We start from the raw sequence: 24,811 nt of genomic DNA on the forward strand, positions 1-24,811 counted from the left end.
CCGAAGACCGTGGATCAGAGATCGATGATCGTGCCGCGACCGTCGTTCCAGACGCGCATGTCGGGGCGGGCGCCCTTGGCGCGGGCGCGCACCGGTGCCGGCTTCAGGCGCGGGGTCAGCGCACGCACAACGGTGAAGACGGCCAGCATGCCGGCAAAGGCGAGGGTGATGGAAGCCGTCAGCACCACAAGGCTACCAATCGCCGCAATGCCGATGAGACCGAGGAAAACTGCGCGGATGTTCTGCATGGTTTTATGAACCTTTCTTCTTGCGTGAATGTGGGCCTTTCCGTTTCCACTTGCAAGTGCCTTGGCAGCTGTGCGCTCTTGCGTCTCATCCCGAAGCTTGTCACAAAGTCGCGATGCCCAGCACCCTTTCTCTCACGCCGCGTCCCTATCGCTCCCTGCTCAGCGTCCCCGCCATCAACCCGCGGGCCCTGGACAAGGTTCCGCAGCTTGCCTGCGACGGCGTGATCTTCGACCTGGAGGATTCGGTGTTTCCCGAGCGGAAAGACGAGGCGCGCGAGGCCCTGCGCGAGCGTCTTCCCGCTCTTGCCCGCGACGGCAGGACCCGCATCATCCGCATCAACGACCTGTCCTCCCCCTTTGCGGCCGCCGATCTTGACCTGGTGCTGGCGGTCCGGCCGGATGCGGTGCTTTTGCCGAAGGTGGAGCGCCCGCAGGATATTCTTTTTGTCCAGGAGAGGCTCGATGCCGCCGGCTGCGGGCCGGAGGTGGCGATCTGGGCGATGATGGAAACGGCGCGCGGCACGCTGAATGCCGGGGCAATTGCCGCCACGCGCGACAGGGCAGGGCGCCTTCAAGCCTTCGTGATCGGCCTCAACGACCTGCGCAAGGAAACCCGCGTGCTGCCGCGGCCCGGTCGCGCCTTTCTGGTCCCCTGGCTGATGCAGGTGGTGCTGGCAGCGCGCGCGCACGGGCTTTGCGTCATCGACAGCGTGTTCAACGATTTCCGCGACGAAGACGGCTTCGAGGCCGAATGCCGGCAGGGCCGCGAGATGGGGTTCGACGGCAAGATGCTGATCCACCCGGCCCAGATCGACGCCGCCAACCGGGCCTTTGCCCCCTCGGCCGAGGAGATCGCCGATGCGAAGGCCATCGCCGCCGCCTTTGCCCGGCCGGAGGCGGAAGACCGGAACGTCATCCCCCTTGACGGCCGCATGATCGAACGCCTGCATCTGGAGGAGGCCGAACGGCTGCTCGCTCTGGTGCAGGTCCTTGAAAACAGAAAGACAGTGCCATGAAAGTCTACCGCTTCCTCACCGGACCCGATGAGTCCAGCTTCTGCCACCGGGTGACCGACGCCCTCAACAAGGGCTGGGAACTGCACGGCGCGCCGAGCCTTTCCTTCAACCACGCCGAAAACAGGATGTATTGCGGCCAGGCCGTGGTAAAGACCGTTCACGGCAAGGACTACGACCCGAGCATGAAGCTCGGCGAGCAGTAAGACCCCTTGAACGTGCCGCCCCGGACCGGACATGACGGCCGATCCGGGGCACTCTTTGCGAAGGGGATGCGCTGGCCCCGCTCAGCCCGTGCGGTCGGCCGCCTCTTCGGCGCTTTCCTCGATGCGCTCCATGTCGTCATCGGAGAGGCCGAAGTGATGGCCGATCTCGTGGATCAGCACGTGGGTGATGATATCGCCCAGCGTCTCCTCGTTCTCCGCCCAGTAATCCAGGATCGGGCGGCGATAGAGGCGGATGCGGTTCGGCAATTCGCCGGTTTCCACGGTAAAGCGCTCGGAAATGCCGCGGCCTTCGAACAGGCCGAGCAGATCGAAGGGGGTTTCCAGCGCCATGTCCTCGAACACGTCGTCATCCGGAAAATCCTCGATCTCGATGGTGAGGTCCTGGGTCAGCGCGCGGAATTCCTGCGGCAGATTCCCATAGGCCTCGATTGCCAGCGATTCGAACGTGCTGATGGTCGGGGCGTGGCGATCCCGCCAATCATCGGTCTGGTCGACACGGGCCATGTGTGCTCCTTTTTGGGAGCCATATAAGGTTTTTGAGAATTTTTTTCGAGAGCGGATTCAAGCAGCAGGCGCGCAGCGTAAATGAATCTCGCGCACCGCCCTGTTGACTCTTCCGCCGGCCTCTGGAATCCATAAGAACATAAAGTGAACATTTCGAATGGAGCCGACGTCATGGCACGACCTGCCCTGGCGCAGGAGAGGGTTTTTGCCCTGCGCGAAACGATTGCCCGCCTGGAAGGCCGCGCTCTTCCGGAACAGGCGGCCGCAGAGGCCGGGCTGCTGGCCGAACGGCTGGCGGAATGTCCGGATCGCGCGGTCGCGCCGCAGGGGCGGGCAGAAGAGGCGCGGCTGAAAACCGATGTCGCGGCCTTCGATCAGGCGCTGGAGGGCGGCCTGCCGCGCGATGCACTGACCGAGATCCGCAGCCTCGGCTTTCGCCATGCCGGCGCGGCAAGCGGTTTTGCGCTGTCGCTCGCGGCCCTTCTGCAGGCTGCGGAGCCGGATGGGACATGCAGCCCAGTCCTGTGGATCGGCGAGCGGATGGGGGGAGGCGAGGCGGGCCTGCCCTATCCGCCCGGGCTGAAGGCTTTCGGGCTCGACATCAGCCGCTTTTTCCAGGCGCTGCCGCAGCGGCTGGAAGATGCCCTGTGGCTGGCGGAGGCGGCGCTGGACAGCGGATTGTTTGCCGCGACGCTTCTCGAGCTACGCGGCAATCCGGCCGCCTTCGGGCTGACGGAAAGCCGCCGACTGAGCCTTCGGGCAAAGGCGGCGGGGCGGCCGCTTCTGCTTCTGCGCCAGGCCGGCGAGGAGGAGGCATCGAGTGCTGCCTTCCGCATCCTCGCCGAACCGGCGCCGGCACTTGCGCGGCGCCTTCCCGACGGATCGATGCTCGGCGGCAGCATCGGCCATCCCGTCTTCCGTCTCACCCTGGAGAAGAGCCGCAACCCGGCTCCCCTCTCTTTCTTTCTGGAGTGGAACCCCCATGACCGCCGTTTCCTGGCTCTCGACCCCGCAAGACAGGCTCAGGCTTTCGAACCGAAGGCCGCGCATTCTGGCGCTTCATTTTCCGCGTCTGCCGACCGACCGGATCCTGCGCCGGCGCTGGGGTCTGTCCTGGCGTTTGAACGGGCGTTCGAACGGGCGTCCTGACGACACACCCGTCGTGGTGGCCGGCCGGCGTGACAATGGCATGCGTCTTCTGGCACTCGACGAAACCGCAGAGACCGCCGGGCTGCGCATGGGGCAGGGGCTGGCGGAAGCGCGCGCCATCTGTCCGAACCTGATCGTCATCGAGGAGGATGCGGCCGCCGACCGGCGCCTGCTGGAGGCGCTCGCCGACTGGTGCGACCGCTTCACCCCGCTGGTCGGGCTGGACGGCACCGACGGCCTCTTCCTCGACATCACCGGCTGCACGCATCTGTTCGGCGGCGAGGCGGCGATGCTGCAGGAGATCCTGACCCGGCTGACGCAGATGGGCCTTGCGGTGCGCGGCGCGATATCCTCGGCCCCCGGCCTCTCCTGGGCGCTTGCCCGTTTCGATGGCAACCGGATCGTCGCCGAGGACGAACAGGAGGGCGTGCTGGCGCCGCTGCCGGTCGCAGCGCTGCGCCTCGACGACACGCTGGTGCAGGCGCTCCACAAGGTGGGCCTCCGGCAGGTGTGCGATCTCCTGGAGGCGCCGCGGGCGCCGCTCGCCCGCCGCTTCGGCGCGGACCTGATGCTGCGTCTCGACCAGGCGACCGGTGCCGACGAGGAACCGATCTCGCCGCGCCGGCCGGTTGCGCATCTGTCGGCGGAGCGGCGGCTGGCGGAACCGATCCGGGCGCAAGACGACATCCTGGCCCTTGCCGCCACCGTCGCCGAAGGACTGAAACCGGGGCTGGAAGCGCGCGGGGCGGGCGGGCGCGTGTTCGAACTGGTGCTGTTTCGCGTGGATGGCCAGGTGTTTCGCCTGAACGCCGGCGCCTCGCGTCCCTTGCGCGATCCGCCGCGCATCGCAAAGCTGTTTGCCGAGCGGCTGAAGGGATTGCATGACGATCTGGATGCCGGCTTCGGTTTCGAGATCCTGCGCATCAATGTGCTGCACCACGAGGTGTTCGACAGCGCCCAGGGCGATTTCGAGGGCGATGACCGCCGGAGCCTGTCGCTGTCCGATTTCGTCGATCAGGTCTCGGCCCGGCTGGGACCGGAGGCCCTGCAGACCTGCCAGCTGCGCGAAAGCCATGTGCCGGAACGGGCGTTTCGCATGGAACCCGCCTTGCGGCAGGCACCGGCCCGCATTCCGCTGCGGGAGGCGCCGCCGCTGGGCGTGACCGTGTCGCGGGCGGAGCGGCCGCTTCGGCTGTTTGCCCGGCCGGAGCTCCTGGAAACCTTTGCGGTGGAGGTGCCGGACGGCCCGCCGATGCGCTTTCGCTGGCGCCGGCTGACCCACCGGGTGCTGAGGGCCGAAGGACCGGAGCGGCTGGCGGCGGAATGGTGGCGGGACGGCGAGGAAGCCCTGACGCGGGATTATTTCCGGCTGGAATCCGACAGCGGCCAGCGCTTCTGGGTCTATCGCCAGGGCCTCTATGACGAGGTGGCGCATCCGCGCTGGTTCATGCACGGGATCTTTGCATGACGATGCCCCCGGCCTTCTGCGAGATCGGCGCGCGCACCAATTTCTCCTTCCTGGAGGGTGCCTCGCATCCGGAGGAAATGGTGCAGGCCGCCGCCGAACTGGCGAGATGCGGCGAGCTTTGCGGGCTTGGTATTGCCGACCGCAACACGGTGGCTGGCGTGGTGCGCGCCCATGCGAAGCTGCGCGATCTGCCGGACGACGTGAACCTGAAAGTGCAGCCGGGCGCCCGCCTCGTCTTTGCCGACGCAACGCCCGACGTGCTGGCCTTTGCCTGCAACCGCACCGGCTGGGGCCATCTCTGCCGGCTGTTGAGCGCCGGCAACCTGCGCAGCGACAAGGGGGACTGCCGGCTGTTTCTCGACGACCTCCTGACCTGGGGCGATGGGCTGATGCTCGCCGTTCTGCCGGGCCGCCATCTGCTTGATGATGCGGCAGCGGGCGAGGCCTTTGCGCAGCTGCTTGCCAGGCTGCGCGAACGCTTTGGCACGCATCTCAGCGTGGGGCTTTCGGCCGAATATGACGGGCGCGATTCGCTGGCCTTTGCCAGCGTGGCCCAATGGGCCGAAGCGGCGCGGCTGCCGCTGATCGCCACCAACCAGCCGCTCTATCACCACCCGGGCCGGCGGCCGCTCTGCGATGTGGTGACCGCCATCCGCGCGCATGTGACGGTGGAAGAGGCCGGCTTCCGCTTTGCCGCCAATGCGGAACGTTTCCTGAAGCCTGCCTCCCGCATGGCCGGCATCTTCCGGCGCTATCCGCAGGCGCTGGCCGAAACTACCCGCTTCTTCGAGCGGCTGCAGTTTTCGCTGCGCGAGCTGCGCCACAACTATCCGGAGGAACGCATTGCCGGCGAAACACCCTCCGAAACGCTGGAGCGGCTGGTGCAGGCCGGCGCGGAAAGACGGTTCGGACACGAAATCACCGACACGATCCGCCGGCAGATCCGCGAGGAGCTGGACCTGATCCGCGAGAAGCAATATGCGCCCTATTTCCTCACCGTGCGCAACATCATGGACTATGCCCGCTCGCAGGACATTCTCTGCCAGGGGCGCGGCTCGGCCGCCAACTCCATCGTCTGCTATTGTCTTGGCATCACCGATGTCGATCCGCGCAGATCCTCGCTGCTGTTTGCCCGCTTCCTCTCGACCGAGCGGGACGAGCCGCCCGACATCGACGTGGATTTCGAGCACGAGCGGCGCGAGGAGGTGATCCAGTTCATCTACCGCACCTATGGGCGCGAGCATGCGGGGCTGGCGGCGGCCGTCACCAGCTATCGCACCCGTTCCTCAGGCCGTGAGGTCGCAAAGGCCTTCGGCCTGTCGGAAGACGTGCAATCGGCCCTTTCCAGCACTGTCTGGGGCTGGTCGACCGACGGCCTGTCGGAGCGGGAGGCGAAGAATGCCGGGCTCGACACGGAGGATGCGACGACGCAGCGCGTGCTGACCTATGCCCGCCAGCTGATGGATTTTCCCCGCCACCTGACCCAGCATGTGGGCGGCTTCGTGATCACCCGCGACCGGCTGGACGAGGTGGTGCCGATCATGCCGACGGCGATGCCCGGCCGCTACATGATCGAATGGAACAAGGACGATCTCGACACACTCGGCATCCTGAAGGTCGATATTCTCGCACTCGGCATGCTGACCTGCCTCGCCAAAGCCTTCCGGCTGCTGGAAAGCCACTACAGGCGGCCGGAAAGCCTGCCTTCGATCCTCGCCGACCAGAACGACGCGGTCTATGACATGATCTGCCGGGCGGATACGGTGGGCGTCTTCCAGATCGAGAGCCGCGCGCAGATGAGCATGCTGCCGCGCCTGCGCCCCCGCATTTTCTACGATCTCGTCATCGAGGTGGCGATCGTGCGCCCCGGCCCGATCCAGGGCGACATGGTGCACCCTTACCTGAAGCGCCGCGAGGATGAGCGGAGGGGCCGCGACATTCCCTATCCCAGCGAGGAACTGAAGGCCGTGCTGGCGCGCACGCTGGGCGTGCCGCTGTTCCAGGAACAGGCCATGCAGATCGCCATCGTCGCCGCCGAGTTCAAGCCGAGCGAGGCCGACCAGCTGCGCCGCGCCATGGCCACCTTCCGACGCACCGGCACCATTCATCACTTCCGCGAGAAGATGGTGGGCAACATGATCCGCCGCGGCTACGATCCGGATTTTGCAAGGCGCTGTTTCAGCCAGATCGAGGGTTTTGGCGAATACGGCTTTCCGGAAAGCCATGCCGCTTCCTTCGCGCTGCTGGTCTATGTCTCCTGCTGGTTCAAGGCGCTCTATCCGGATGTGTTTCTCGCCGCGATCCTGAACGCTCAGCCGATGGGTTTTTATGCCCCCGCCCAGCTGGTGCGCGACGCGCGCGAGCACGGGATCGAGGTGCTGCCGGTCGATGTGAACTTTTCCGACTGGGACGCGAGCCTGGAAGACGGCAAGGGGTTCGACGCCCGCCATATGGCGCCGCAGCACCGGGACATGAGCACTGTCATTCAGGCGCGAAAATCCGTGCGCTTGGGCTTCCGGCTGGTCAAGGGCCTGTCGGAAACCGAGATCCGTGGAAAGCTGGTGGCGGCGCGCGGCGAGGGCTATCGCTCGGTCCGCGATCTGTGGCTGCGCTCCGGCCTCAACCGCGCCGCCATCGAAAAGCTGGCGGAGGCGGATGCCTTCCGCTCGATGGGGCTCGACCGGCGCCAGGCGCTCTGGGCGGTGCGGGCGCTCGATACCGCAAGTGCCCGCGACAGCCTGCCACTGTTCGAACGGGCCGGCCACGAGGACCTGCAGCACGAGCCCGCGATGGACCTGCCGGAAATGCCGCCCGGTGAACAGGTGATCGAGGATTACCGCAGCCTCACTCTGTCGCTGAAGGCGCATCCCGTTTCCTTCCTGCGCGGGGAGCTTGCGGGGCGGGCGATGGTGACCACGGCCACCCTCAGAACCGCCGAGAAGAACCGCCGGGTGGAGGTGGCAGGGCTGGTGCTGATCCGCCAGCGACCCGGCACGGCCAAGGTGATCTTCATGACGCTGGAGGACGAGACAGGCACCGCCAACATCATCGTGCGGCCAAAGATCTTTGCCCGTTACCGCGCCGTGGTCATGGCGGCCCGGCTGGTGCGCATTCGCGGACTTTTGCAGCGGGAAAGCGACGTGATCCACGTGATCGCCAACCAGATCGAGGACCTCACCCCGATGCTGGGGCTGTTGCAGGCAGAGAAGCGCTGCTTCGGCGTCTGCGAGCGCGCTGACGAGGTGCTGCGCGCCACGCTCGACCATCGGGAAAGGATGGCCCGCAAGGCGGCCAGTGCGCAACGCGCAGCCTCTGCGCAAGGCCCGCTCGACGAGAGCGCGCGGGTTCTGCCGAAGGGCCGCAATTTTCATTGAAAAGGCGGAAGAACCACGGCCTCCGCCAATTCCGGCCTCCTGCTCGAACGACCCGTCACGCCCTTGTGAGCGGCAAGAGCCGACGGGCAGCCCCGTCGCGGCTGGACGGACGATTCATTTTTCTTGACATCTGTCGTCCTGTTTATCAAAAAGGGGACATCCAACATCATGTTTGATGGCTAATACGCATGCTCGTCTGCAGTTGCAATTACATTACCGATCGGGAGATCAGGGACGTGATCAACAGCCTCCTCGATGAGGACTGTTGGCAGCTGATCGTGCCTTCCAAGGTGTATCACGCCATGCAGAAGCGCGGCCGTTGCTGCGGCTGTTTCCCCAATGTCGTCGACCTGATCATCCGCACCACGGAAGAATATCACGCGCTCCGCCACTCGACGGAAGCCGAGGTTGTCGATTATATGTCTCGCCTCAGAAAGTTCCATGAAGACAACAGGAGAGCGGACATTGAAAGGCGACAAAAGAGTCATCGAGCGGCTTAACGAGGCCCTTTTTCTCGAACTCGGCGCAGTGAACCAGTACTGGCTGCACTACCGTCTGCTCGAAGACTGGGGCTACACCAAGCTCGCCAAGAAGGAACGCGCCGAATCCATCGAGGAAATGCAGCACGCCGACAAGCTGGTGGCACGCATCATCTTCCTGGAAGGCCATCCGAACCTGCAGACGCTGGCACCGCTGCGCATCGGCCAGAACGTGCGCGAAGTGCTCGAAGCCGATCTCGCCGGCGAATACGACGCCCGCACCTCCTACAAGACCTCGCGCGACATCTGTTACGAGGCCGGTGACTACGTCACCATGAAGCTGTTCGAGGAACTGCTGATCGATGAGGAAGGCCATATCGACTTCCTCGAAACCCAGATCGAGCTGCTCAACAAGCTCGGCGAAGAGCGCTACGGCCTGCTGAACGCCGAATCCGCCGACGCTGCCGAATAAGGTTTTCTCTTGCCACATCGAAAGCCGGCTATCGAGTGTAGCCGGCTTTTTTCATGCCCGCATGCCAGTGCTGTCGGCCGGAGGGATAGTCCGCGGCCCTCCTCTCACCGCTGAATCAGGGGCGGAGCCAGGCGCTGCCAGTGATGCGGCCCGCCTCCAGATCGGCATGCGCCCGCGCAGCCTCCGTGAGCGGATAGGCCTGCTGCGGCGCCTCGAACAGGTTCTCCTGCATCAGCGACAGCACGGCATCGACCGCCGGTCCATAGACCTCCCGGTTTGCGCTGAAGGCCATGACGCTGGGGCGCGACAGGGCATTGGAGCGCAGCGCGGCAAGCGGCACCGGCGGCGCGACGCCCGCCACCTGACCGATGCTGGCGGTCATGCCGAAGGGGCGCACGCAGGCGATCGTCCCGGCAAGCGTGCCGCCGCCGATACCGTCGATCGCCAGATGCACGCCGTCACCCGCCGTCAGCGCCGCTACCTCGGCGGCGAAATCGACGTCGCGTCCGACGACCACGTGATCGGCGCCATGTCCGCGGGCCAGCGCTTCCTTTTCCGGGCTGCCGACGGTGGCGATGACCTCTGCGCCGAGCCGCTTTGCCAGCCGCACGAGGATCGAGCCCAGACCGCCGGCCGCGGCATGCACGAGCACCCGCATGCCGGCCCGCAGCGGATACACATGCGAGAGCAGCATATGGGCGGTCAGACCGCGCAGCAGATTGCTGCCGGCCTGCTCGAAGGCCAAGGTATCGGGAAGCGGGATCGTCCGCCAGGCCGGCAGAAGGCGATGCGTGGCATAGGCGCCAACCGCCCCGGCATAGACAACCCGCTCACCGACCGCGAGATGATCGACGCCCTCGCCGATGGCCTCCACGACACCGGCGCCCTCCACGCCGGGAATGCCCGGCAGAGGCAGCGGATAGGCGCCGCTGCGGTGATAGACGTCCACGAAGTTGAGCCCGATCGCCTGCTGCGCGATCAGAACCTCACCCGGACCGGGCAACAGGCGCGGAAGCTGAACGGCGCGCAGAACCTCGGGGCCACCGACGGCGGACACCTGCATGGAATAAGGCGTTGCATGGGACATGGCTGATCTCCTTTGCGGCAGACTGTACGATGTGTGCCCTCTGTGCGAAATTCCTCTATATTGCCCAACACATGGGAAGAAACGCACAACGGACGAGGCTGGCAAGAGGATGGACTGGGACGATCTTCGGCACTTTGCCGCCTTTGCCGAACAGGGCAGCCTGCTGTCTGCGGCCCGCGCGCTTCACGTGGAACATGCCACGATTTCCCGCCGCATCGAAGCGCTGGAGCGCAGCCTTGCGCTGAAACTCGTCGACCGGCGCGGCCGCAAGCTGCGGCTGACGCCCGAGGGAGAGCGGATCGCCGCGATCGCCCGCCGGATGGAGGAGGAGGCCGAGGCAATCGCCCGGATCGTGCGGGGGGCTGCGGAGGATGTCTCGGGCGAAGTCACGATCTCGGCACCGCCCGCCTTCGGCAGCATCGTGGTGGCACCGGCGCTGGCCGGCCTCAGCCAGCATCACCCGCGCCTGACAATCCGGCTGTTCGGCGAGGCCCGCACCGCAGCCCTCAACCGGCGCGAGGCGGACATCGCCATCCGGCTCAGCCGACCGGGCGAGGGCGACCTGACGCTGACGAAGCTTGGAACGCTTGCCTTTTGCGCCTATGCCGACCCGGCGCATCTGGCGGCCAACGAGCCACAGGACTGGCTGTTCATCGGCTCGGATGGCGAGGTGCGACAGTCGCCGCAGCAGCGCGAACTGGAAAGGCTTGCCGCCGGGCGCCGCTTTGCCATCTGGTCCGGCGAGGTTGCGATGCAGATGGCGCTCGCCTGCCACGGCGCCGGCATTGCCATGCTGCCGGATTTCCTGCAGCCGGAGCGCCAAGGGCTGGCGCTGGCCTTTCCGGAGGCCGCGCCCTTGATGCGTGAGGCCTGGCTGGTCGTCCACAGCGACCTCACCCATGCCCCGGCCGTCAGAACCGTGATCGATCATCTCACCGCGGCGATCCGGGCGGTACTGCGGCAAGGCAGCGGTTCGCCCTGACGCCACAGAGCGCCGTACATCCCCCTGAGCGGCCACGGCATAACGCGCCGTGAAACCGATCATCTCCCGTCCGAAAAATCCTCACCGGATATCCGGCCGAGGGGCTGACCCTCAGCCCGGCACACCGGCCAGATGCGAAAACTCTGCCACGACCTTCTCATAGGCCGGACGCTTGAAGGAGACGATCAGCCCAGGAAGGTCCGCCATCGGCTTCCAGTCCCAGGCGTCGAATTCCTGGTGCTGGCCGCTCGGCGGGTTCTCGATGTTGATCTCGCTCTCCTCGCCTTCGAAACGGAAGGCAAACCAGCGCTGGGTCTGGCCCCGGAACTTGCCCTTGAGACCGATGCCGATCAGATGGGCCGGCAGATCGTAATTGATCCAGTCCTTCGCCTCGGCCAGCAGAGAAACCGTCTTCATGCCGGTTTCCTCGAACAGCTCGCGATAGGCGGCCTTCAACGGGTCCTCGCCCTTGTCGATGCCGCCCTGCGGCATCTGCCAGAGCTGCGGCGAGCCATCCGACTCGCTGTTGTTTTCCGAGAGCCGCCTGCCGACCCAGACCAGTCCCTGCCGGTTCAGCACCATGATGCCGACACAGGGGCGATAGGGCAGTTCATCTGCCGTGCGGTGTTTGTCGTGGCTCATCCAGTCCTCACTGCTGTTGTTGCGGCGCGGAGACGAGGGCGGACACGCCGACCACCTCGATACCCCTGCCCTCTGCCTGTTTCATCCATTCGGCCACGGCATCGACTGTCTCATCGAAGGCAGAGCCGATGCCAATGGCGTTGCCCCGGCGCTCCGCAATCCGCTGCAGGTCGTCCAGCTTGCGCAGGATCGCATCACGCCGCAATTCGCCATCCAGCGTCAGATCGGCAAAGCCATGCGGCAGATCGAGGGTGCGGGCAAGCGTTTCCGTCTTCGACTGCGCAAAGGCGCCGTCATCGAGAAACAGCAGGCCGCGTGCGGCAATATCCTTCAGAACGGGTTCGAGCGCGCCCGCATCGGCCAGATAGCGGCCGCCGAGAAAGTTCACGATGCCGGTATAATTGGTGATCCGCCCCATGGCCTGATGCAGCGCCTTCAGATTCTGCGCGACGGGCTTGCCCGTCACCAGCGTCAGGGGGCCGGGATCGTTTGCCGGGTAATCAAAGGGTTCCATCGGCACCTGCAGCAGGATTTCGTGGCCGCCGGTGCGCGCCTCCTGCATCCAGCGCTGCAGGCTGTTGCCGCTTGCCGCAAAGGCCAAAGTCACGCTGCCGGGCAAGGTGCGGATGGCGCGCTGCGTGCTGGTCTGGCTGATGCCGAGCCCGCCGATGACGATGGCGATGCGGTTGCCGCGCGCTCCGGACCAGGGCCGCGCATACTGGTCCATCGGCCGCAATCCGTCCGGCGCCCGCACGGGCAGGCGGCCGAAGGACGTCTCTTCCAGCAGGTCCTCATTCGGCTGGGCGGCCATGCGCGGGTCCTGCCCCGCCAGACGCGCATCGATCAGCTTTGGCCCGCTGCCATCGCGCAGACGCGGCGAGACGGTGGTCACGACGGAACCATCCTCCGGCACCGAGCGTGCCACAGTCGCGCCGGACTGGCCGGAAACGGGAGCAACTGACGGAGTCGGAGGAGAGGTGGCACGGAGCGGGGCCGGAGCCGCAGGCGCTGCCGGCGGCACGGCAAGCGTCACTGCGACGGGTTCGCCGGGCGGCAATCCGGCGGTGCGCATCAGATAGAAGGAAACGCCGAGCAGGGCAGCCGCGCCGAGGCCCGTCAGAACGGTCGCGAGCGTCAGGCGGGACCCGGTCGCGCGCCGGCGCCCGTCCTTGCCCTTGAGCGGCGCTCGAAGATCTGTCCCCACGGGTTCCGCCTGCCCCCAAAGTCGTTCTCATTGCCAAGCGCGCCAGAGCGGAAACGCTTGCTTCTCGGGAAGAGACAAGCGTCAGAACGTCAACACGCTCATGGAAAACCCGCCCGGCCGGAAGGGCAGGGCGGGCTGCAAAACAAAGTCAGGTCAGGGCTTGGTCGCCGAGGCCGTCGGGCTGTCCTGATGCGGCGGGAAGGACGGGTCCGTCTTCGTGCCGTGCAACAGGTCCAGCGCGTAGTTCAGCTGCACATCATCCTTGGCTTCCGGCGGCACATAGGCGCTGGAGCCGGACCCTTCCTCGGTCTCGTTCTGACCCTGGATATGGCCGCGCAGGCTGGATTCGCCTTCGGGGCGGATCTTGCCCTGCAGGTCGGCCGGCAGCGGCTGCTCGACCTTGATGTCCGGCTGGATGCCGGTGCCCTGGATCGACTTGCCGGACGGCGTATAATAGAGCGCCGTGGTCAGACGCAAAGCACCCGCCTCGCCGAGCGGGATGATCGTCTGGACCGACCCCTTGCCGAAGGAACGCGTGCCGAGCACGGTGGCGCGCTTCAGATCCTGCAGCGCACCGGCCACGATTTCCGAGGCGGATGCGGAGCCGCCGTTGATCAGCACGATCACAGGCTTGCCATCCGTCAGGTCGCCCGGACCGGCATTGAAGCGGCGGGTTTCCTCCGGATTGCGACCGCGGGTGGACACCACCTCGCCGCGCTCCAGGAAGGCGTCGGAAACGTTGATCGCCTGGTCGAGCAGACCGCCCGGGTTGAGACGCAAATCGAGCACATAGCCCTTCAGCTTGTCGGCCGGAACATCGGCCTTGATCTTCTTGATCGCCTTTTCGAGATCGTCATAGGTCTTTTCGGTGAAGGAGATGACGCGCAGATAGCCGATGTCACCCTGCTCGACGCGCGATTTCACGGCGCGCACGGCAATCACGTCACGCACGACGGTAAGTTCGATCGGCTTGTCGGCGCCCTTGCGCAGGATGGTCAGCTTGATCGGCGTCTTGACCGGACCACGCATCTTTTCGACCGCGTCCTCGAGCTTCATGCCGCGCACCGGCTTGCCGTCAATCTCGGAGATGTAATCGCCCGAGAGAACGCCTGCCTTTGCCGCAGGCGTATCGTCGATCGGGGTGATGACCTTTACCAGCTCGTTTTCCATCGTCACTTCGATGCCGAGGCCGCCGAACTCACCCTTCGTCTGGGTGCGCATGTCGGCCGCATCCTTGGCATTCATGTAGCTGGAATGCGGATCAAGCGACGACAGCATGCCATTGATGGCATTTTCGATCAGCTTCTGTTCATCCGGAGGCGTGACATACTGGGCACGGACACGTTCGAACACGTCCCCGAAAATCGACAGCTCACGATAGGTCGACGATCCCGCAGCCTGGGCCGGCACGCCCGCGGAATACACGACACTCATGGCTGTGGCGCCGAGCAGCGCCCCAACGATGACAAGAGAAGCCCTACGAATCATTTCGTGCCCTTCCAGTTTCCTTTGTGGACCACCACGGCTTCGAATCGACCGGAGTGCCGTCCTTTCTGAATTCAATGTAAAGCGTTGGACGATCTGTTTCCAGCGCCAACGCCGTTGCGCTCGCCACTCTTTTCTCGCCCATGACGGCTATCGGTTCGCCCGCGAAAACGAACTTTCCCTGCCGCACATTGACCTTTTCCATGCCTGTCAGGACCAGGTGATACCCATCGCCTGCATTGAGAATGATCATCTGCCCATAGCTTCGGAAGGCGCCGGCAAAGACGACAAGACCGTCGGCGGGTGCCGTGACCACGGCACCGGGGCCTGAGGCAAGGGTCACACCCTTGGCCGGATGGCCGGTGCCGTCGGGATCGCCATAGGCCCTCAGCACATCGCCTTCGACCGGATAGGTCAACTTTTGCTTGAGGCTCGCGAACGGATATGCGGGCGCAATACGGTTTTTGTCGGGCACGCCACCTTCGGCCAGCTGCTCGGCCTTCTCGCGCTGCTCCGCCGTCAGCTGCTTGCGGCGCTCCTCCTCCTGACGCGCCTGCGCCATCGCATCACGCACGGAAGAAATCTCGCCCTCCAGCGACTGGATCAGTCCCTGCAGGCTGGTCGCCCGGCTGGCCAGCTCCTCGGAACGGCGCCGTTCGGCATCGAGTTCGGCGGCGCTCTGGCGGCTCTGCTTGTCGTTTTCCGCAAGCAGCAGATCCATCCGCCGGTCTTCCTCCAGGCTGGCGCTCATCGCGCCGGCAGCCTTGTCCTTCTCGGCCGCAGCATCCCTTTCCAGATCGGAGAGGGACTGCAGATCGGTCATCAACCGCTCCGCCTCGGCGCGCATGCCGGGAACGACGGCACCAAGAAGGATGGCGCTCCGCACCGATCCCAGCGCATCTTCGGGCGTGACGAGCAGCGCCGGCGGCGGATTGCGCCCCATGCGCTGCAGCGCGGCCAGAACCTCCGCCAGAACGCCGCGCCGTTCGTGCAGCGAGGCGCGAATGCCATCCTGCCTGACGCGCAGCTCCGCCATCCGGTTCTCGCTCTTGCGGATCGTCGCTTCCAGCTGCTTGCGCCGCGCAGCCGATTCGATCAGTGCCTGACGGATCGAGGCGCTGCTCTTGTCGAGCGCGGCAATTGCCTCGCCGATCGATTTCGCCTTGTCGCCGGACAGGCTCAACGTCTTCGACAGCTCCTCCAGTTCGGCACGCGTCTGGTCACGTTTCTGCTCAAGCGCATCGACGGTGGGAGAGGAGGCTGGCGTACCATCCGCCGGCTGATCGGCGGGCGTTCCGATATCGACAGCCTGAGCATCCTGCGCATGAAGCTGCCCAGCGCCTGCCAAGACAAGCAGCACCACCGCAACCAGCGGCGGCGCCAGGCGCATGCTGTCTTGTCCCTTGCGCATTCCCACTCTTTGCGTCAGCCCTGATCGAAGCAAGCTAAGGCCTTTTGCCGGCCAGCACCAGAAACAAGATCGTGTAGGCAAAATCTGAGGCCCCGGTCCGCCACGCTTCCACATCAGACGCGGTGATAGGGATGGCCGGAGAGGATGGTGACGGCGCGGTACAACTGTTCAGCGATCAAAATGCGCACCAGCTGGTGCGGCCAGGTCATGGAGCCGAGATTGATGACGGCATCCGCGCGATCGTAGAGCACAGGATCAAGCCCATCGGCGCCGCCGATGGCAATCATCATCTCCCGCTTGCCCTGATCGCGATATCGTCCGACGAGACTTGCGAAGGCGGGGCTATCCAGCGCTTTGCCGCGCTCGTCGAGCAGGATCAGCACGGCCCCCTCAGGCAGGCTCTTTTCCAGAAGCCCGGCCTCCTCGCGCTTGCGGGTGTCCGCCGCGGAGGCGCGACTTTCGTTCACTTCCGTCACGCGCGCAAACTCAAGGCTCACCGCCGGGCCAGCCTTGGCGAAGCGGTCGAGATAGCGTGACGCAAGTTCCTTCTCAGGTCCGGCTTTGAGCCGTCCCACGGCAAAAAGGCCAATCCGCATGTCTGCCACCGCATATTCTGGTGCCGCAAGAAGAGCTTTCGGCTGAGCCAGTGCCCAGCCGCCCGTTGCGGCTCATCGCACCTGCGGCGGTCAGCTCTGGCTGATCGGGCGCTAGTGCAGCGTTCCTTCCTCATCGGGAGCCGCCCACATCTTTTCGATGTTGTAGAACTCCCTGATTTCCGGGCGGAACACATGGATGATGACGTCACCGGTGTCAATCAGCACCCAGTCACCCGTGTCCATGCCTTCGACGCGGGCGCTGCCAAAGCCCTCGTCCTTCAGGTCGGTCAACAGATGTTCCGAGATTGCCGAGACATGCCGGTTCGAGCGCCCGGTGACCACGACCATGTAGTCGCCCAGCGCGGATTTTCCGGCAATGTTGATGGTGACGATGTCTTCGGCCTTGGAGTCCTCGAGGCTGGCGAGGACCACTTCGAGAGCGCGGGCGGCGGCATCGGCGCCACGTTCCAGGCTCTTCGGGATAACGCTGAGCGTTCTCCCCTTGGCGTGTACTGTTGTCAGAGGTCTTCCTTTCGTCACGAACAGAACAGGCACGACGCGAATCTTCCGATGGAAGATCCACGATCATGAAGGTGGCATCGAATGGTTAATCTTTCAAGGCGCGGCGCAGTCCGCCGGAAGCCTCGCGCAAGCCCGGCATCGGGACCGGGCGGGCAGCCTGCCGGATTTCCGTGGAACTCAGCGTGGAGCGCGGGCCGTGAATGAAGGTCCAGGCTGGCGGGCGGTGCAGGCCAAGCGAACGCGCCGCATTTTCATCCACTCGCGCAAAGGAGAGGGCACGCGCCGCGGGCGAGGAGAGGAAGGAGAGCGTGGCGCCCGGCCGGTCCACCACGACGATCGGCACCAGAGCGGCGATCTCGCGCCATTTCTGCCAGCGGTGAAAGGTCTTCAGGCTGTCGGCGCCCATGATCCAGACAAAGCGCACGCCCGGATGGCGCGCCACCACATGGGCGAGCGTATGAGCGGTGAAACTCGTCTTCAGCCGCTCCTCGAAGGCGGTGATCTTGATGCGCGGATTGCGCGCCAGATCACGGCTGAGCGCGATGCGCTCTGCCAGCGGCAAGAGAATGGACCGGCTTTTCAGCGGATTGCCGGGCGTCACCATCCACCAGAGCTGATCGAGGCCGAGCCGCTTCAGCGCGATCTCGGCAACCAGCCGATGGCCGGGATGCGGCGGATTGAACGACCCGCCGAACAGGCCGACCACCATGCCGCGCTCCACATGCGGCATGGAAAGATAAGGTGTCAGGCGTTCCCCCTCCGCCACGCGCGTCAGGGCCGCGTCTGGCCGGTGCCGTGCACCCGGTACTTGAACGAGGTCAGCTGCTCGACACCGACCGGGCCGCGCGCATGCATCTTGCCGGTAGAAATGCCGATCTCGCCGCCCATGCCGAATTCGCCGCCATCGGCAAACTGGGTGGAGGCATTGTGCAGGAGGATCGCCGAATCGATCTCGTTGAAGAAGCGTGCCACAACCGCCGGATCCTCCGCCAGCACCGCCTCCGTGTGGTTCGAGGAATAGGTGTTGATGTGACGGATCGCCCCCTCGATGCCATCCACCAGCGCCACCGAAATGATCGCCTCCAGATATTCCGTGCACCAGTCCTCTTCGGTCGCGGGGATGAGACCCGGCACGCGTGCGCGCACCTCTTCGGAGGCGCGGATCTCGCAGCCCCTGGCCGCCAGCGCCTCAAGGATCGGTTTCAGGTGCGTGTCGGCCGCGGCCTGATCGACCAGCAGCGTTTCGGCGGCTCCGCAGATGCCGGTGCGGCGCATTTTCGCATTGACCACCACATTGACGGCCATTTCCAGATCGGCAGAGGCATCGACATAGATGTGGCAGAGGCCTTCCAGATGCGCAAAGACTGGCACGCGGGCTTCCGTCTGGACGCGGGCCACAAGGCTTTTGCCGCCGCGCGGCACGATGACGTCAATTGCGCCATCGAGACCGGACAACATGGCGCCGACGGCCGAACGATCGGCGACCGGGACGATCTGGATCGCCTCTTCCGGCAGGCCGGCAAGGGCCAGGCCCTTCGACAGGCAGCGATGGATTGCCTGCGATGAATGGAGGGAGTCAGAGCCGCCGCGCAGGATGACCGCATTGCCGGCTTTCAGACACAGCGCGCCGGCATCGGCCGTCACGTTCGGGCGGCTTTCATAGATCACACCGATCACGCCGAGCGGCGTGCGCACGCGCTCGATCTTCAGGCCGTTGGGGCGTTCCCAGGCGGCAATCACACTGCCGACCGGATCGGGAAGGGCGGCAATCGCTCTCAGCCCCTCGGCCATTTCGGCGACACGCTTTTCGTTGAGCGTCAGCCGGTCGATGAAGGAAGGCTGCAGGCCCTTGTCGGCGACCGCAGCCAGATCCTGCGCATTGGCGGCGAGAATGTCTGGCGTCGCGGCGATGATGGCATCGGCGGCGGCGGTCAGCGCCGTGTTCTTCGCGTCCGTCGAGGCCGTGGCCAGACGGCGCGCTGCCGCCTTCGCGTTGCGGCCGATCGCCTGCATCAGCTGTTCGATGTCGGAAACGGCAATCTTATCCAGCATGGGCGGTATCCTCCTCAACAGTGCCCTTGGTTTCAGCCACCAGCAGGCCGGTGATCACCAGATCATCGCGATGCACCATGGCGGCGCGGCCGGCATAGCCGAGAATGGATTCGATCTCGCCGGACTTGCGTCCGGCAATGGCGCGCGCCTCGTCGGCATCATAGCCGACCAGGCCGCGGGCGATCTCGCGGCCCTGCGTGCCGATGATGGCAACCGTATCGCCGCGGCTGAAGGGGCCGATAACGGCGCGCACACCCGCGGGCAGCAGGCTCTTGCCGGAGGCAAGCGCCCTTTCAGCACCCGCATCGACCGTCAGCGTGCCCGCCGGCTGCAACTGGCCCGCAATCCAGGTCTTGCGCGCCGTAACGGGCGTGCCGGAGGGCGCAAACCAGGAGGAGCGGGCACCGCTTTCGATCGCCCTTAGCGGATGATCGGTCTTGCCCGAAGCGATGATCATGCCGCAGCCGGCGCTGGTGGCGATCTTGCCGGCATCGATCTTGGTGCGCATGCCGCCGCGCGACAGTTCGGAGGCAGCGCCGCCCGCCATGGCCTCGATCTCCGGCGTGATCGACGGGATCGTATCGAGGAACTTCGCATCCGGATCGAGATGTGGCGGCGCCGTATAGAGGCCGTCGATATCAGAGAGCAGGATCAACAGGTCCGCACCGGTCATGGTGGCGACACGGGCCGCCAGCCGGTCATTGTCGCCATAGCGGATTTCGGTGGTCGCCACCGTGTCGTTCTCGTTGATGATCGGCACGGCACCGAGCTTCAGCAGCTGGTTGATGGTGGCGCGACCGTTGAGATACCGGCGACGCTCTTCCGTATCGCCGAGCGTCAGCAGGATCTGGCCGGCGACGATCCCATCCCGCGACAGGCTTTCCGACCAGGCACGCGCAAGCGCGATCTGGCCGACCGCCGCCGCCGCCTGGCTTTCCTCAAGCTTCAGCGCGCCCGGCGCCAGCCCAAGAACGGTTCGGCCGAGCGCGATGGCGCCGGAGGACACCACCAGCACCTCGATGTTGTTCGCCCGCAGCGCCGCGATATCGGCGCAGACCGAATCGAGCCAGCCGGATTTCAGGCCCGTCTTGCGGTCCACCAGCAGGGCGGAACCGATCTTGATGACGATGCGGCGATGAGCATTCAGGGGCTTGCGCGACATGACGATCAGTCCTCGTCCCCGGCATCGTCGAGATCGTCCGCATCCGCGACCGGAAGGCTGCGGTCGGGCAGCGCCGTCTTTTCGCTGGAGGCCACGATGACGTCGCGGAGCGCCCGCAGCGCCTCCGTGACGCCCATATGCGCGGCGGCCGAGAGAAGCAGCGGCGGCGAACCGCAAGCCTTCTGCAACTCCTTCGCCTTCTTCTTCAGTTCCTTCTCGTCCAGGACGTCGATCTGCGACAGCGCCACGATTTCCGCCTTGTCCTCCAGACCGCCGCCATAGGCTTCCAGCTCGTGCTTGACGGTCTTGTAGGCCTTGCCGACATGTTCTTCCTGCGCGGAGACCAGATGCAGCAGCACGCGCGTGCGCTCCACATGGCCAAGGAAGCGGTCGCCGATGCCGACGCCTTCATGCGCGCCTTCGATCAGGCCCGGAATATCGGCCAGCACGAATTCGCGGCCATCGATGGTGGCAACACCGAGATTGGGATGCAGCGTGGTGAAGGGGTAATTGGCAATCTTCGGCCGCGCACGGGTGACCGTGGCAAGGAAGGTGGATTTGCCGGCATTCGGCAGGCCGACCAGACCCGCATCGGCAATCAGCTTCAGCCGCAGCCAGATGGTCTTCTCGTCTCCCGGCAGGCCGGGATTGGCCCAATCCGGCGCCTGATTGGTGGAGGACTTGAAATAGGCATTGCCGAAGCCGCCATTGCCGCCGGCGGCAAGACGGAAGCGCTGCCCCTCTTCCGTGAGATCGACGATCAGCGTCTCGTTGTCTTCCTCGAACACCTGAGTACCGACCGGCACCTTCATGGTGACACTGGCGCCATTGGCGCCGGTGCGGTTGCGGCCCATGCCGTGAATGCCGGTGCCGGCCTTGTAATGCTGCTGGTAGCGATAATCGATCAGGGTGTTGAGGCCGTTGACCGCCTCGATCCACACATCACCGCCACGGCCGCCATCGCCGCCATCCGGGCCACCGAACTCGATGAACTTCTCGCGGCGGAAGGAAACGGCGCCGGCGCCACCATCTCCGGAACGAATATAGACTTTGGCCTCGTCGAGGAATTTCATGGGTTCTGCCCGTTCGTCATGCGGTTGATCGAGACGATAACCGGATTGTTTTCCGGGCTTTTCGTTATCGTCGCTTTGCTGTCACGTCAAAGCCTATCGTGGTTGCCGGGCCCTCCGGCAGCCGTTCGGCCGGCCCGCAGAGGGAATTTCTCCCACGGACCGGCCATTCCAAGGCTCACGGCTGGCGAAAGGCCTCCGCCGTCAGGCTGGTTTCCAGATGCGGCGCCATGGCATTGCGCGCCATGCTGAACAGGTCCGCGCAGCGCAGGATGGAGAAGCCGAGCTTTTCCTGGATGCGCAGCGAGGCGGCATTATCGGCAAAGGCACCGGAATGCAGGACCGTCTCCGGCATGCGCCGGAAGAAGCGTTCCACGACCGCGCCCGCGGCTTCCGTCATGAGCCCCTGGCCCCAGTAGAAACGGTTCAGCCAATAGCCGAGATGCCACCGGCCATGCCGCAGTTCCACCGCAACGCAGCCGATATGCACGCCATCGCCCTCGGTGATGGCGAAATGCCAGTCCGTGCTGGTGCGGTTGGCGTTCAGCCAGTCCACCGCATCGCTGCGGCTGTAGGGCGCGGGCACCCGCGACAGCATGCGAGTGACCTGCCAGTCGCCGAGCGAGTTTGCGATGGCATCGGCATCGCTCATCTGGTGCGCACGCAGCACCAGATGGCGCGTTTCGATGATCGGGCAGGGGCCGAGCGCCCCCATGGTGCGGGGCGGCCGTGCGAGAAGGGTCGCGGTCATCGCATCTCCCCCCAGCTCTTCAGCGACATCCAGGTCTTGCGGTCGAGCCGGAACCACTCCACGGGCACCATACCGCCGAGTGCCAGCGAGCCGACCATGCCGGACCCCTGGAACTGGAAGCCGCACTTCTGAATGACCCGGCGCGAGGCGACATTGGTGACCCGGCAGCGCGCATCGATCTGCTCGATGTCACGGGTGCGAAACGCCATGTCGATCAGCGCATGCGCCGCTTCCGTGGCATAGCCCTGGTTCCAGTAGGGTTCGCCCAGCCAGTATCCGATCTCCAGTGTCAACGCATCGTTGACATGCGGCTCCAGCGCGCAGCAACCAAGGAAAGCGCCATTATCGGCTCGGGTAATGGCATAGACGCACTTGCCAATCTCGCCGGCTTTCGTACGTCGTACGAAATCGGCGGCGTCTTTTGCCGTGTATGGGTGCGGCATGCGCGACACCATGGTCGCGATATTGGCGTTGTTGGCGAGATGGGAAAGGGCGTCGATGTCTTCTTCGTGCGGGGCGCGCAGAACCAGTCTCTGCGACAGTAAGACGGGGCAATCGCTCCTTAACCGTTGCGGCCTCAACCGCTCCTCGGGCGACCGGCTCCGGTCGCTCCTTAACATTTCGCCTTGCATGGTTCAGTCCTCCTTTTGGACAAAGAAAAAGGGAAGGTGGGTGGCGCCCCATCTCCCCTGTTTTCTGGACTGAACCTTTTGCGGGTGTCAGCCGGGTCGATGAGACGCCGGCTGTTTTAACGCGCTACCGGCTTTTATTCCGCGGCTTCCGCTTTCGGCATCACAGACACGTACACGCGGCCATTGGCCTTCGTACGGTAGTCCACGTTACCGGCGGTGAGCGCAAAAATGGTGTAGTCCTTGCCGAGGCCGACATTGGCGCCCGGATGCCACTGCGTGCCGCGCTGACGCACGATGATGTTGCCGGCGACGACAGCTTCGCCACCGAACTTCTTCACGCCAAGGCGCTTGGAATTGGAATCGCGACCGTTGCGCGAGGAACCGCCAGCTTTTTTATGTGCCATGGGAGTGCTCCTTTAAATCTCTCGAAAACCCTGGTGACCGATCAGGCGCTGATCGCCGTGATACGAACGACCGTATGATGCTGGCGATGGCCGCGAATCCGCTTGGAATTCTGGCGACGACGCTTCTTGAAGGACAGGACCTTCTTGCCACGGTTGTGTTCGACCACTTCGGCCTTCACGACGGCGCCGGCCACGAAGGGCGCGCCGATCTTGGCATCGGCGCCTTCGCCAACGACCAGGACTTCATTGAATTCGATGACTTCGCCTGCGGCGACGTCGAGCTTCTCGATGGTGACGACATCGTCAGCCGCTACGCGGTACTGCTTACCGCCGGTCTTGATGACTGCGAACATTTTTTATCCTTTCATGTTCGATCCGGCTCTGCCCGCGCCCTCCAGAAAGGGGAGGCGGCCGTCTTTTTATCAGTCCACGTTTGAGCAGGATTACAAAAGAAGAACTCTTTTGAACCGGTCTGCCGGTGAAACCGGACCCTCGAAAAGGCCCCGGTCAGGCTCCGCACGGAATACCCCATGGCGGAATGCGTGGGGATTAATTCAGCCCCCTTGACCTGTCAAGGAAAAAGACGGGAATTGCTGCGATTTCTCCCTTGCCAGCCCGTCCGTTCATCGCTATGTAGCGCACCGCACCTGACGGGTGCCGACCAGATTGACCGGAGAGGTGGCTGAGTGGTCGAAAGCACCGCACTCGAAATGCGGCATACGGGCAACCGTATCGTGGGTTCGAATCCCACCCTCTCCGCCAGGTTGTGTTCACTCTCCGTCAATTACCTGCAAGCCCTTGGGTTTCCTCACTGTAGCTTGACGGGGATTTCCGGAATTTTGACACCTAAAACCGGAAACTTCAAAAATCGGACGTCTGCTTAAAATGCCGTTCAAAATCCGTTTCAGAACAATTTGAATGCGCCCTGGTGGAGTGACCGGCGGAGCCTCCGACGTTTTCTGGCTTATCATAACACGCGCCGTTTAACTTAAGAGCCAAATGGCACGCCCGCTTTCAGTTCTCCCTTTGGGTGAGCGGAGAGAGGATCAGCGTCGCAACAACACTTCGGAGAGGCGGTCAAACTCTCCATCCTCAAGCGCGTCGGCGAACACGTATTCGGGGAGGTCGGCCCCCTCGAAGATGGTTGTCCCGTTTGCGTTAACGCTTGTCACTGGCGTGTTGCCAGCCTTTAGAGCCATCTGTCCTGAAGCTTTCACCGCGCGGCCTTGGGCATCCACAATGAGGCTATCACCCCTGTGGAATGAGCCCCCACATCGAACGATTGTGGTGCCCAGAGCATCGGCATCACTGTACGAGCCGGACTGCACGTCGCGCCCCGACACTCCGAGCACCTTTTGACCCTTGACACTCGCTTGAGCGCCGTCAAATCCAACAGCTCTGTACGCGCCCACTGCGCCAGAAGCCTTGAATGTCAACGTTAGGATTGCGATCTTCTGCACGGTCTCTCCCCCCGTTACCAGCGCAATTGCATTTCGACGACCCGAACCGCATCCCAATAGCTTACGCCGTTCTGGCGCATGTACAGGATGGCTAGTCTATCGATCTCAAGCTTCTCATGGTCGGCACTATAGCCATTCGGAGGGGTGAACTGGCTCTCTTCGAAATCCATCGGGCGTCCTGCCAACTCGGCGGTCACGACAGGGACCGGGATTTTTGTCAGGAATTGCAAAAACCATTCCTGAGCCGCAAATTGCGCTATCTGTCCTTCTTCCGAAAAATCAAAAGTTGCTTGGGGGTCCAGCGCCTCCGCAAAGGCAAGGGTTGACCTTGCCCCGTTGAACTAATCCATTTTGAAGTAAGCTCTGGCCCATTGAGAGGACCAGAGGATGAAACGCAACCGTTTCACAGACGAACAG

At 64.5% G+C, this 24,811-nt stretch carries 27 protein-coding genes and 1 tRNA gene; 9 read left to right on the plus strand and 19 right to left on the minus strand.

Translation table 11 applies throughout. From position 1 onward, the window contains the following. Positions 1-14 precede the first annotated feature (14 nt). The gene (locus tag F3H95_RS23720) at positions 15-248 is read right to left on the minus strand and encodes a hypothetical protein (protein ID WP_143127525.1); all 234 of its coding nucleotides are present in this window, start codon (positions 246-248) and stop codon (positions 15-17) included. Positions 249-361: 113 nt separating this feature from the next. Here F3H95_RS23720 and F3H95_RS23725 point away from each other — a divergent pair, with 113 nt between their 5' ends. Together F3H95_RS23725 and F3H95_RS23730 are read left to right on the plus strand one after the other, a co-directional pair. Further along, positions 362-1,264, plus strand: a complete 903-nt coding sequence (locus F3H95_RS23725; RefSeq protein ID WP_149747769.1) for a CoA ester lyase — start codon at positions 362-364, stop codon at positions 1,262-1,264. Next, positions 1,261-1,467 (plus strand): DUF1737 domain-containing protein, encoded by a 207-nt coding sequence (locus F3H95_RS23730; protein WP_143127523.1) that lies wholly within the window; start codon positions 1,261-1,263, stop codon positions 1,465-1,467. Before F3H95_RS23725 ends, F3H95_RS23730 begins: the two co-directional genes overlap by 4 nt. An 81-nt stretch (positions 1,468-1,548) precedes the next feature. On the opposite strand, the gene F3H95_RS23735 is transcribed toward F3H95_RS23730, so the two are convergent. After that, positions 1,549-1,992: a metallopeptidase family protein gene (locus F3H95_RS23735; protein ID WP_143127522.1), complete on the minus strand. Its 444-nt coding sequence runs from the start codon at positions 1,990-1,992 to the stop codon at positions 1,549-1,551. Between the two features lie 171 nt (positions 1,993-2,163). On the opposite strand from F3H95_RS23735, the gene F3H95_RS27525 reads away from it, so the two are divergent. The 5 genes from F3H95_RS27525 (at position 2,164) to bfr (ending at position 8,934) form a co-directional block, all read left to right on the plus strand. Then, complete coding sequence (locus F3H95_RS27525) at positions 2,164-3,141, plus strand: hypothetical protein (RefSeq protein WP_244618113.1); 978 nt, start codon at positions 2,164-2,166, stop codon at positions 3,139-3,141. A gap of 13 nt (positions 3,142-3,154) precedes the next feature. Next, positions 3,155-4,609: a DNA polymerase Y family protein gene (locus F3H95_RS23740; RefSeq protein WP_280177856.1), complete on the plus strand. Its 1,455-nt coding sequence runs from the start codon at positions 3,155-3,157 to the stop codon at positions 4,607-4,609. Next, positions 4,606-7,983: an error-prone DNA polymerase gene (locus F3H95_RS23745; protein ID WP_149747771.1), complete on the plus strand. Its 3,378-nt coding sequence runs from the start codon at positions 4,606-4,608 to the stop codon at positions 7,981-7,983. The genes F3H95_RS23740 and F3H95_RS23745 overlap by 4 nt, the downstream gene beginning before the upstream one ends. A gap of 188 nt (positions 7,984-8,171) precedes the next feature. After that, a complete protein-coding gene (locus F3H95_RS23750; RefSeq protein WP_149747772.1) occupies positions 8,172-8,483 on the plus strand; it encodes a (2Fe-2S)-binding protein in 312 nt (103 codons plus the stop codon). Then, positions 8,449-8,934 carry a bacterioferritin gene (gene bfr / locus F3H95_RS23755; protein ID WP_143127518.1) on the plus strand — a complete coding sequence of 162 codons (486 nt, stop codon included), beginning with the start codon at positions 8,449-8,451 and terminating at the stop codon, positions 8,932-8,934. The genes F3H95_RS23750 and bfr overlap by 35 nt, the downstream gene beginning before the upstream one ends. Positions 8,935-9,049: 115 nt before the next feature. On the opposite strand, the gene F3H95_RS23760 is transcribed toward bfr, so the two are convergent. Continuing rightward, positions 9,050-10,021 (minus strand): quinone oxidoreductase, encoded by a 972-nt coding sequence (locus tag F3H95_RS23760; protein ID WP_210248585.1) that lies wholly within the window; start codon positions 10,019-10,021, stop codon positions 9,050-9,052. A gap of 109 nt (positions 10,022-10,130) precedes the next feature. Here F3H95_RS23760 and F3H95_RS23765 point away from each other — a divergent pair, with 109 nt between their 5' ends. Next, complete coding sequence (locus F3H95_RS23765; RefSeq protein WP_149747773.1) at positions 10,131-11,003, plus strand: LysR family transcriptional regulator; 873 nt, start codon at positions 10,131-10,133, stop codon at positions 11,001-11,003. Positions 11,004-11,114: 111 nt separating this feature from the next. Here the strand turns inward: F3H95_RS23765 and F3H95_RS23770 are convergent, their stop codons facing one another. From F3H95_RS23770 to rplU, 14 genes are all read right to left on the minus strand, one after another. Further along, positions 11,115-11,645: an RNA pyrophosphohydrolase gene (locus F3H95_RS23770; protein WP_149747774.1), complete on the minus strand. Its 531-nt coding sequence runs from the start codon at positions 11,643-11,645 to the stop codon at positions 11,115-11,117. A gap of 7 nt (positions 11,646-11,652) precedes the next feature. Continuing rightward, a complete protein-coding gene (locus F3H95_RS23775) occupies positions 11,653-12,849 on the minus strand; it encodes a divergent polysaccharide deacetylase family protein (RefSeq protein WP_244618115.1) in 1,197 nt (398 codons plus the stop codon). 153 nt (positions 12,850-13,002) lie between these two features. Further along, positions 13,003-14,337, minus strand: a complete 1,335-nt coding sequence (locus F3H95_RS23780) for a S41 family peptidase (RefSeq protein ID WP_143127515.1) — start codon at positions 14,335-14,337, stop codon at positions 13,003-13,005. Beyond that, positions 14,327-15,724, minus strand: a complete 1,398-nt coding sequence (locus F3H95_RS23785) for a murein hydrolase activator EnvC (RefSeq protein WP_143127556.1) — start codon at positions 15,722-15,724, stop codon at positions 14,327-14,329. Before F3H95_RS23785 ends, F3H95_RS23780 begins: the two co-directional genes overlap by 11 nt. Before the next feature lie 134 nt (positions 15,725-15,858). Further along, the gene (gene rlmH / locus F3H95_RS23790; RefSeq protein ID WP_149747775.1) at positions 15,859-16,341 is read right to left on the minus strand and encodes a 23S rRNA (pseudouridine(1915)-N(3))-methyltransferase RlmH; all 483 of its coding nucleotides are present in this window, start codon (positions 16,339-16,341) and stop codon (positions 15,859-15,861) included. Between the two features lie 111 nt (positions 16,342-16,452). Further along, complete coding sequence (gene rsfS, locus F3H95_RS23795) at positions 16,453-16,896, minus strand: ribosome silencing factor (protein WP_143127513.1); 444 nt, start codon at positions 16,894-16,896, stop codon at positions 16,453-16,455. 52 nt (positions 16,897-16,948) lie between these two features. Further along, entirely contained in the window at positions 16,949-17,593 is a 645-nt protein-coding gene (locus tag F3H95_RS23800; protein WP_149747785.1) for a nicotinate-nucleotide adenylyltransferase, read from the minus strand. A 41-nt stretch (positions 17,594-17,634) separates the two neighbouring features. Beyond that, a complete protein-coding gene (locus tag F3H95_RS23805) occupies positions 17,635-18,915 on the minus strand; it encodes a glutamate-5-semialdehyde dehydrogenase (protein WP_149747776.1) in 1,281 nt (426 codons plus the stop codon). Then, positions 18,905-20,077 (minus strand): glutamate 5-kinase, encoded by a 1,173-nt coding sequence (gene proB, locus F3H95_RS23810; protein ID WP_188134467.1) that lies wholly within the window; start codon positions 20,075-20,077, stop codon positions 18,905-18,907. Before proB ends, F3H95_RS23805 begins: the two co-directional genes overlap by 11 nt. A 5-nt stretch (positions 20,078-20,082) precedes the next feature. Then, positions 20,083-21,150: a GTPase ObgE gene (gene obgE, locus F3H95_RS23815; protein WP_143127510.1), complete on the minus strand. Its 1,068-nt coding sequence runs from the start codon at positions 21,148-21,150 to the stop codon at positions 20,083-20,085. 175 nt (positions 21,151-21,325) lie between these two features. Next, positions 21,326-21,898 (minus strand): GNAT family N-acetyltransferase, encoded by a 573-nt coding sequence (locus tag F3H95_RS23820; RefSeq protein WP_149747777.1) that lies wholly within the window; start codon positions 21,896-21,898, stop codon positions 21,326-21,328. Continuing rightward, a complete protein-coding gene (locus F3H95_RS23825; protein ID WP_143127508.1) occupies positions 21,895-22,530 on the minus strand; it encodes a GNAT family protein in 636 nt (211 codons plus the stop codon). Before F3H95_RS23825 ends, F3H95_RS23820 begins: the two co-directional genes overlap by 4 nt. A gap of 134 nt (positions 22,531-22,664) precedes the next feature. Then, positions 22,665-22,934 (minus strand): 50S ribosomal protein L27, encoded by a 270-nt coding sequence (gene rpmA / locus F3H95_RS23830; RefSeq protein WP_149747778.1) that lies wholly within the window; start codon positions 22,932-22,934, stop codon positions 22,665-22,667. Positions 22,935-22,975: 41 nt separating this feature from the next. Next, positions 22,976-23,287 (minus strand): 50S ribosomal protein L21, encoded by a 312-nt coding sequence (rplU, locus tag F3H95_RS23835; RefSeq protein ID WP_143127506.1) that lies wholly within the window; start codon positions 23,285-23,287, stop codon positions 22,976-22,978. A gap of 319 nt (positions 23,288-23,606) precedes the next feature. Between rplU and F3H95_RS23840 the strand changes: the two genes are divergently transcribed. After that, positions 23,607-23,696: transfer RNA gene (locus F3H95_RS23840), tRNA-Ser, on the plus strand. A gap of 284 nt (positions 23,697-23,980) precedes the next feature. Here F3H95_RS23840 and F3H95_RS23845 read toward each other — a convergent pair. Both F3H95_RS23845 and F3H95_RS23850 read right to left on the minus strand, forming a co-directional pair. Beyond that, entirely contained in the window at positions 23,981-24,394 is a 414-nt protein-coding gene (locus tag F3H95_RS23845) for a DUF2190 family protein (RefSeq protein ID WP_149747779.1), read from the minus strand. A 14-nt stretch (positions 24,395-24,408) separates the two neighbouring features. After that, positions 24,409-24,624 carry a hypothetical protein gene (locus F3H95_RS23850; RefSeq protein ID WP_149747780.1) on the minus strand — a complete coding sequence of 72 codons (216 nt, stop codon included), beginning with the start codon at positions 24,622-24,624 and terminating at the stop codon, positions 24,409-24,411. Positions 24,625-24,811: the final 187 nt, after the last annotated feature.

Origin of the sequence: Rhizobium sp. RU35A, assembly GCF_900156005.1 — a bacterium.
Lineage (GTDB): Bacteria > Pseudomonadota > Alphaproteobacteria > Rhizobiales > Rhizobiaceae > Neorhizobium > Neorhizobium straminoryzae.

What these genes read in the sequence shown, in the direction of transcription:
- rlmH (WP_149747775.1), bottom strand. Translation starts at nt 16,341, where the DNA reads ATGCGGATTGGCCTTTTTGCCGTGGGACGGCTCAAAGCCGGACCTGAG.
- proB (WP_188134467.1), bottom strand. Translation starts at nt 20,077, where the DNA reads ATGTCGCGCAAGCCCCTGAATGCTCATCGCCGCATCGTCATCAAGATC.
- rplU (WP_143127506.1), bottom strand. Translation starts at nt 23,287, where the DNA reads ATGTTCGCAGTCATCAAGACCGGCGGTAAGCAGTACCGCGTAGCGGCT.
- F3H95_RS23750 (WP_149747772.1), top strand. Translation starts at nt 8,172, where the DNA reads ATGCTCGTCTGCAGTTGCAATTACATTACCGATCGGGAGATCAGGGAC.
- obgE (WP_143127510.1), bottom strand. Translation starts at nt 21,150, where the DNA reads ATGAAATTCCTCGACGAGGCCAAAGTCTATATTCGTTCCGGAGATGGT.
- F3H95_RS23825 (WP_143127508.1), bottom strand. Translation starts at nt 22,530, where the DNA reads ATGCAAGGCGAAATGTTAAGGAGCGACCGGAGCCGGTCGCCCGAGGAG.
- F3H95_RS23720 (WP_143127525.1), bottom strand. Translation starts at nt 248, where the DNA reads ATGCAGAACATCCGCGCAGTTTTCCTCGGTCTCATCGGCATTGCGGCG.
- F3H95_RS23760 (WP_210248585.1), bottom strand. Translation starts at nt 10,021, where the DNA reads ATGTCCCATGCAACGCCTTATTCCATGCAGGTGTCCGCCGTCGGTGGC.
- F3H95_RS23800 (WP_149747785.1), bottom strand. Translation starts at nt 17,593, where the DNA reads ATGCCGCATGTGGAGCGCGGCATGGTGGTCGGCCTGTTCGGCGGGTCG.
- F3H95_RS23770 (WP_149747774.1), bottom strand. Translation starts at nt 11,645, where the DNA reads ATGAGCCACGACAAACACCGCACGGCAGATGAACTGCCCTATCGCCCC.
- F3H95_RS27525 (WP_244618113.1), top strand. Translation starts at nt 2,164, where the DNA reads ATGGCACGACCTGCCCTGGCGCAGGAGAGGGTTTTTGCCCTGCGCGAA.
- F3H95_RS23780 (WP_143127515.1), bottom strand. Translation starts at nt 14,337, where the DNA reads ATGATTCGTAGGGCTTCTCTTGTCATCGTTGGGGCGCTGCTCGGCGCC.
- F3H95_RS23735 (WP_143127522.1), bottom strand. Translation starts at nt 1,992, where the DNA reads ATGGCCCGTGTCGACCAGACCGATGATTGGCGGGATCGCCACGCCCCG.
- rpmA (WP_149747778.1), bottom strand. Translation starts at nt 22,934, where the DNA reads ATGGCACATAAAAAAGCTGGCGGTTCCTCGCGCAACGGTCGCGATTCC.
- F3H95_RS23730 (WP_143127523.1), top strand. Translation starts at nt 1,261, where the DNA reads ATGAAAGTCTACCGCTTCCTCACCGGACCCGATGAGTCCAGCTTCTGC.
- F3H95_RS23765 (WP_149747773.1), top strand. Translation starts at nt 10,131, where the DNA reads ATGGACTGGGACGATCTTCGGCACTTTGCCGCCTTTGCCGAACAGGGC.
- F3H95_RS23805 (WP_149747776.1), bottom strand. Translation starts at nt 18,915, where the DNA reads ATGCTGGATAAGATTGCCGTTTCCGACATCGAACAGCTGATGCAGGCG.
- F3H95_RS23785 (WP_143127556.1), bottom strand. Translation starts at nt 15,724, where the DNA reads ATGCGCCTGGCGCCGCCGCTGGTTGCGGTGGTGCTGCTTGTCTTGGCA.
- F3H95_RS23745 (WP_149747771.1), top strand. Translation starts at nt 4,606, where the DNA reads ATGACGATGCCCCCGGCCTTCTGCGAGATCGGCGCGCGCACCAATTTC.
- F3H95_RS23725 (WP_149747769.1), top strand. Translation starts at nt 362, where the DNA reads ATGCCCAGCACCCTTTCTCTCACGCCGCGTCCCTATCGCTCCCTGCTC.
- F3H95_RS23820 (WP_149747777.1), bottom strand. Translation starts at nt 21,898, where the DNA reads ATGACCGCGACCCTTCTCGCACGGCCGCCCCGCACCATGGGGGCGCTC.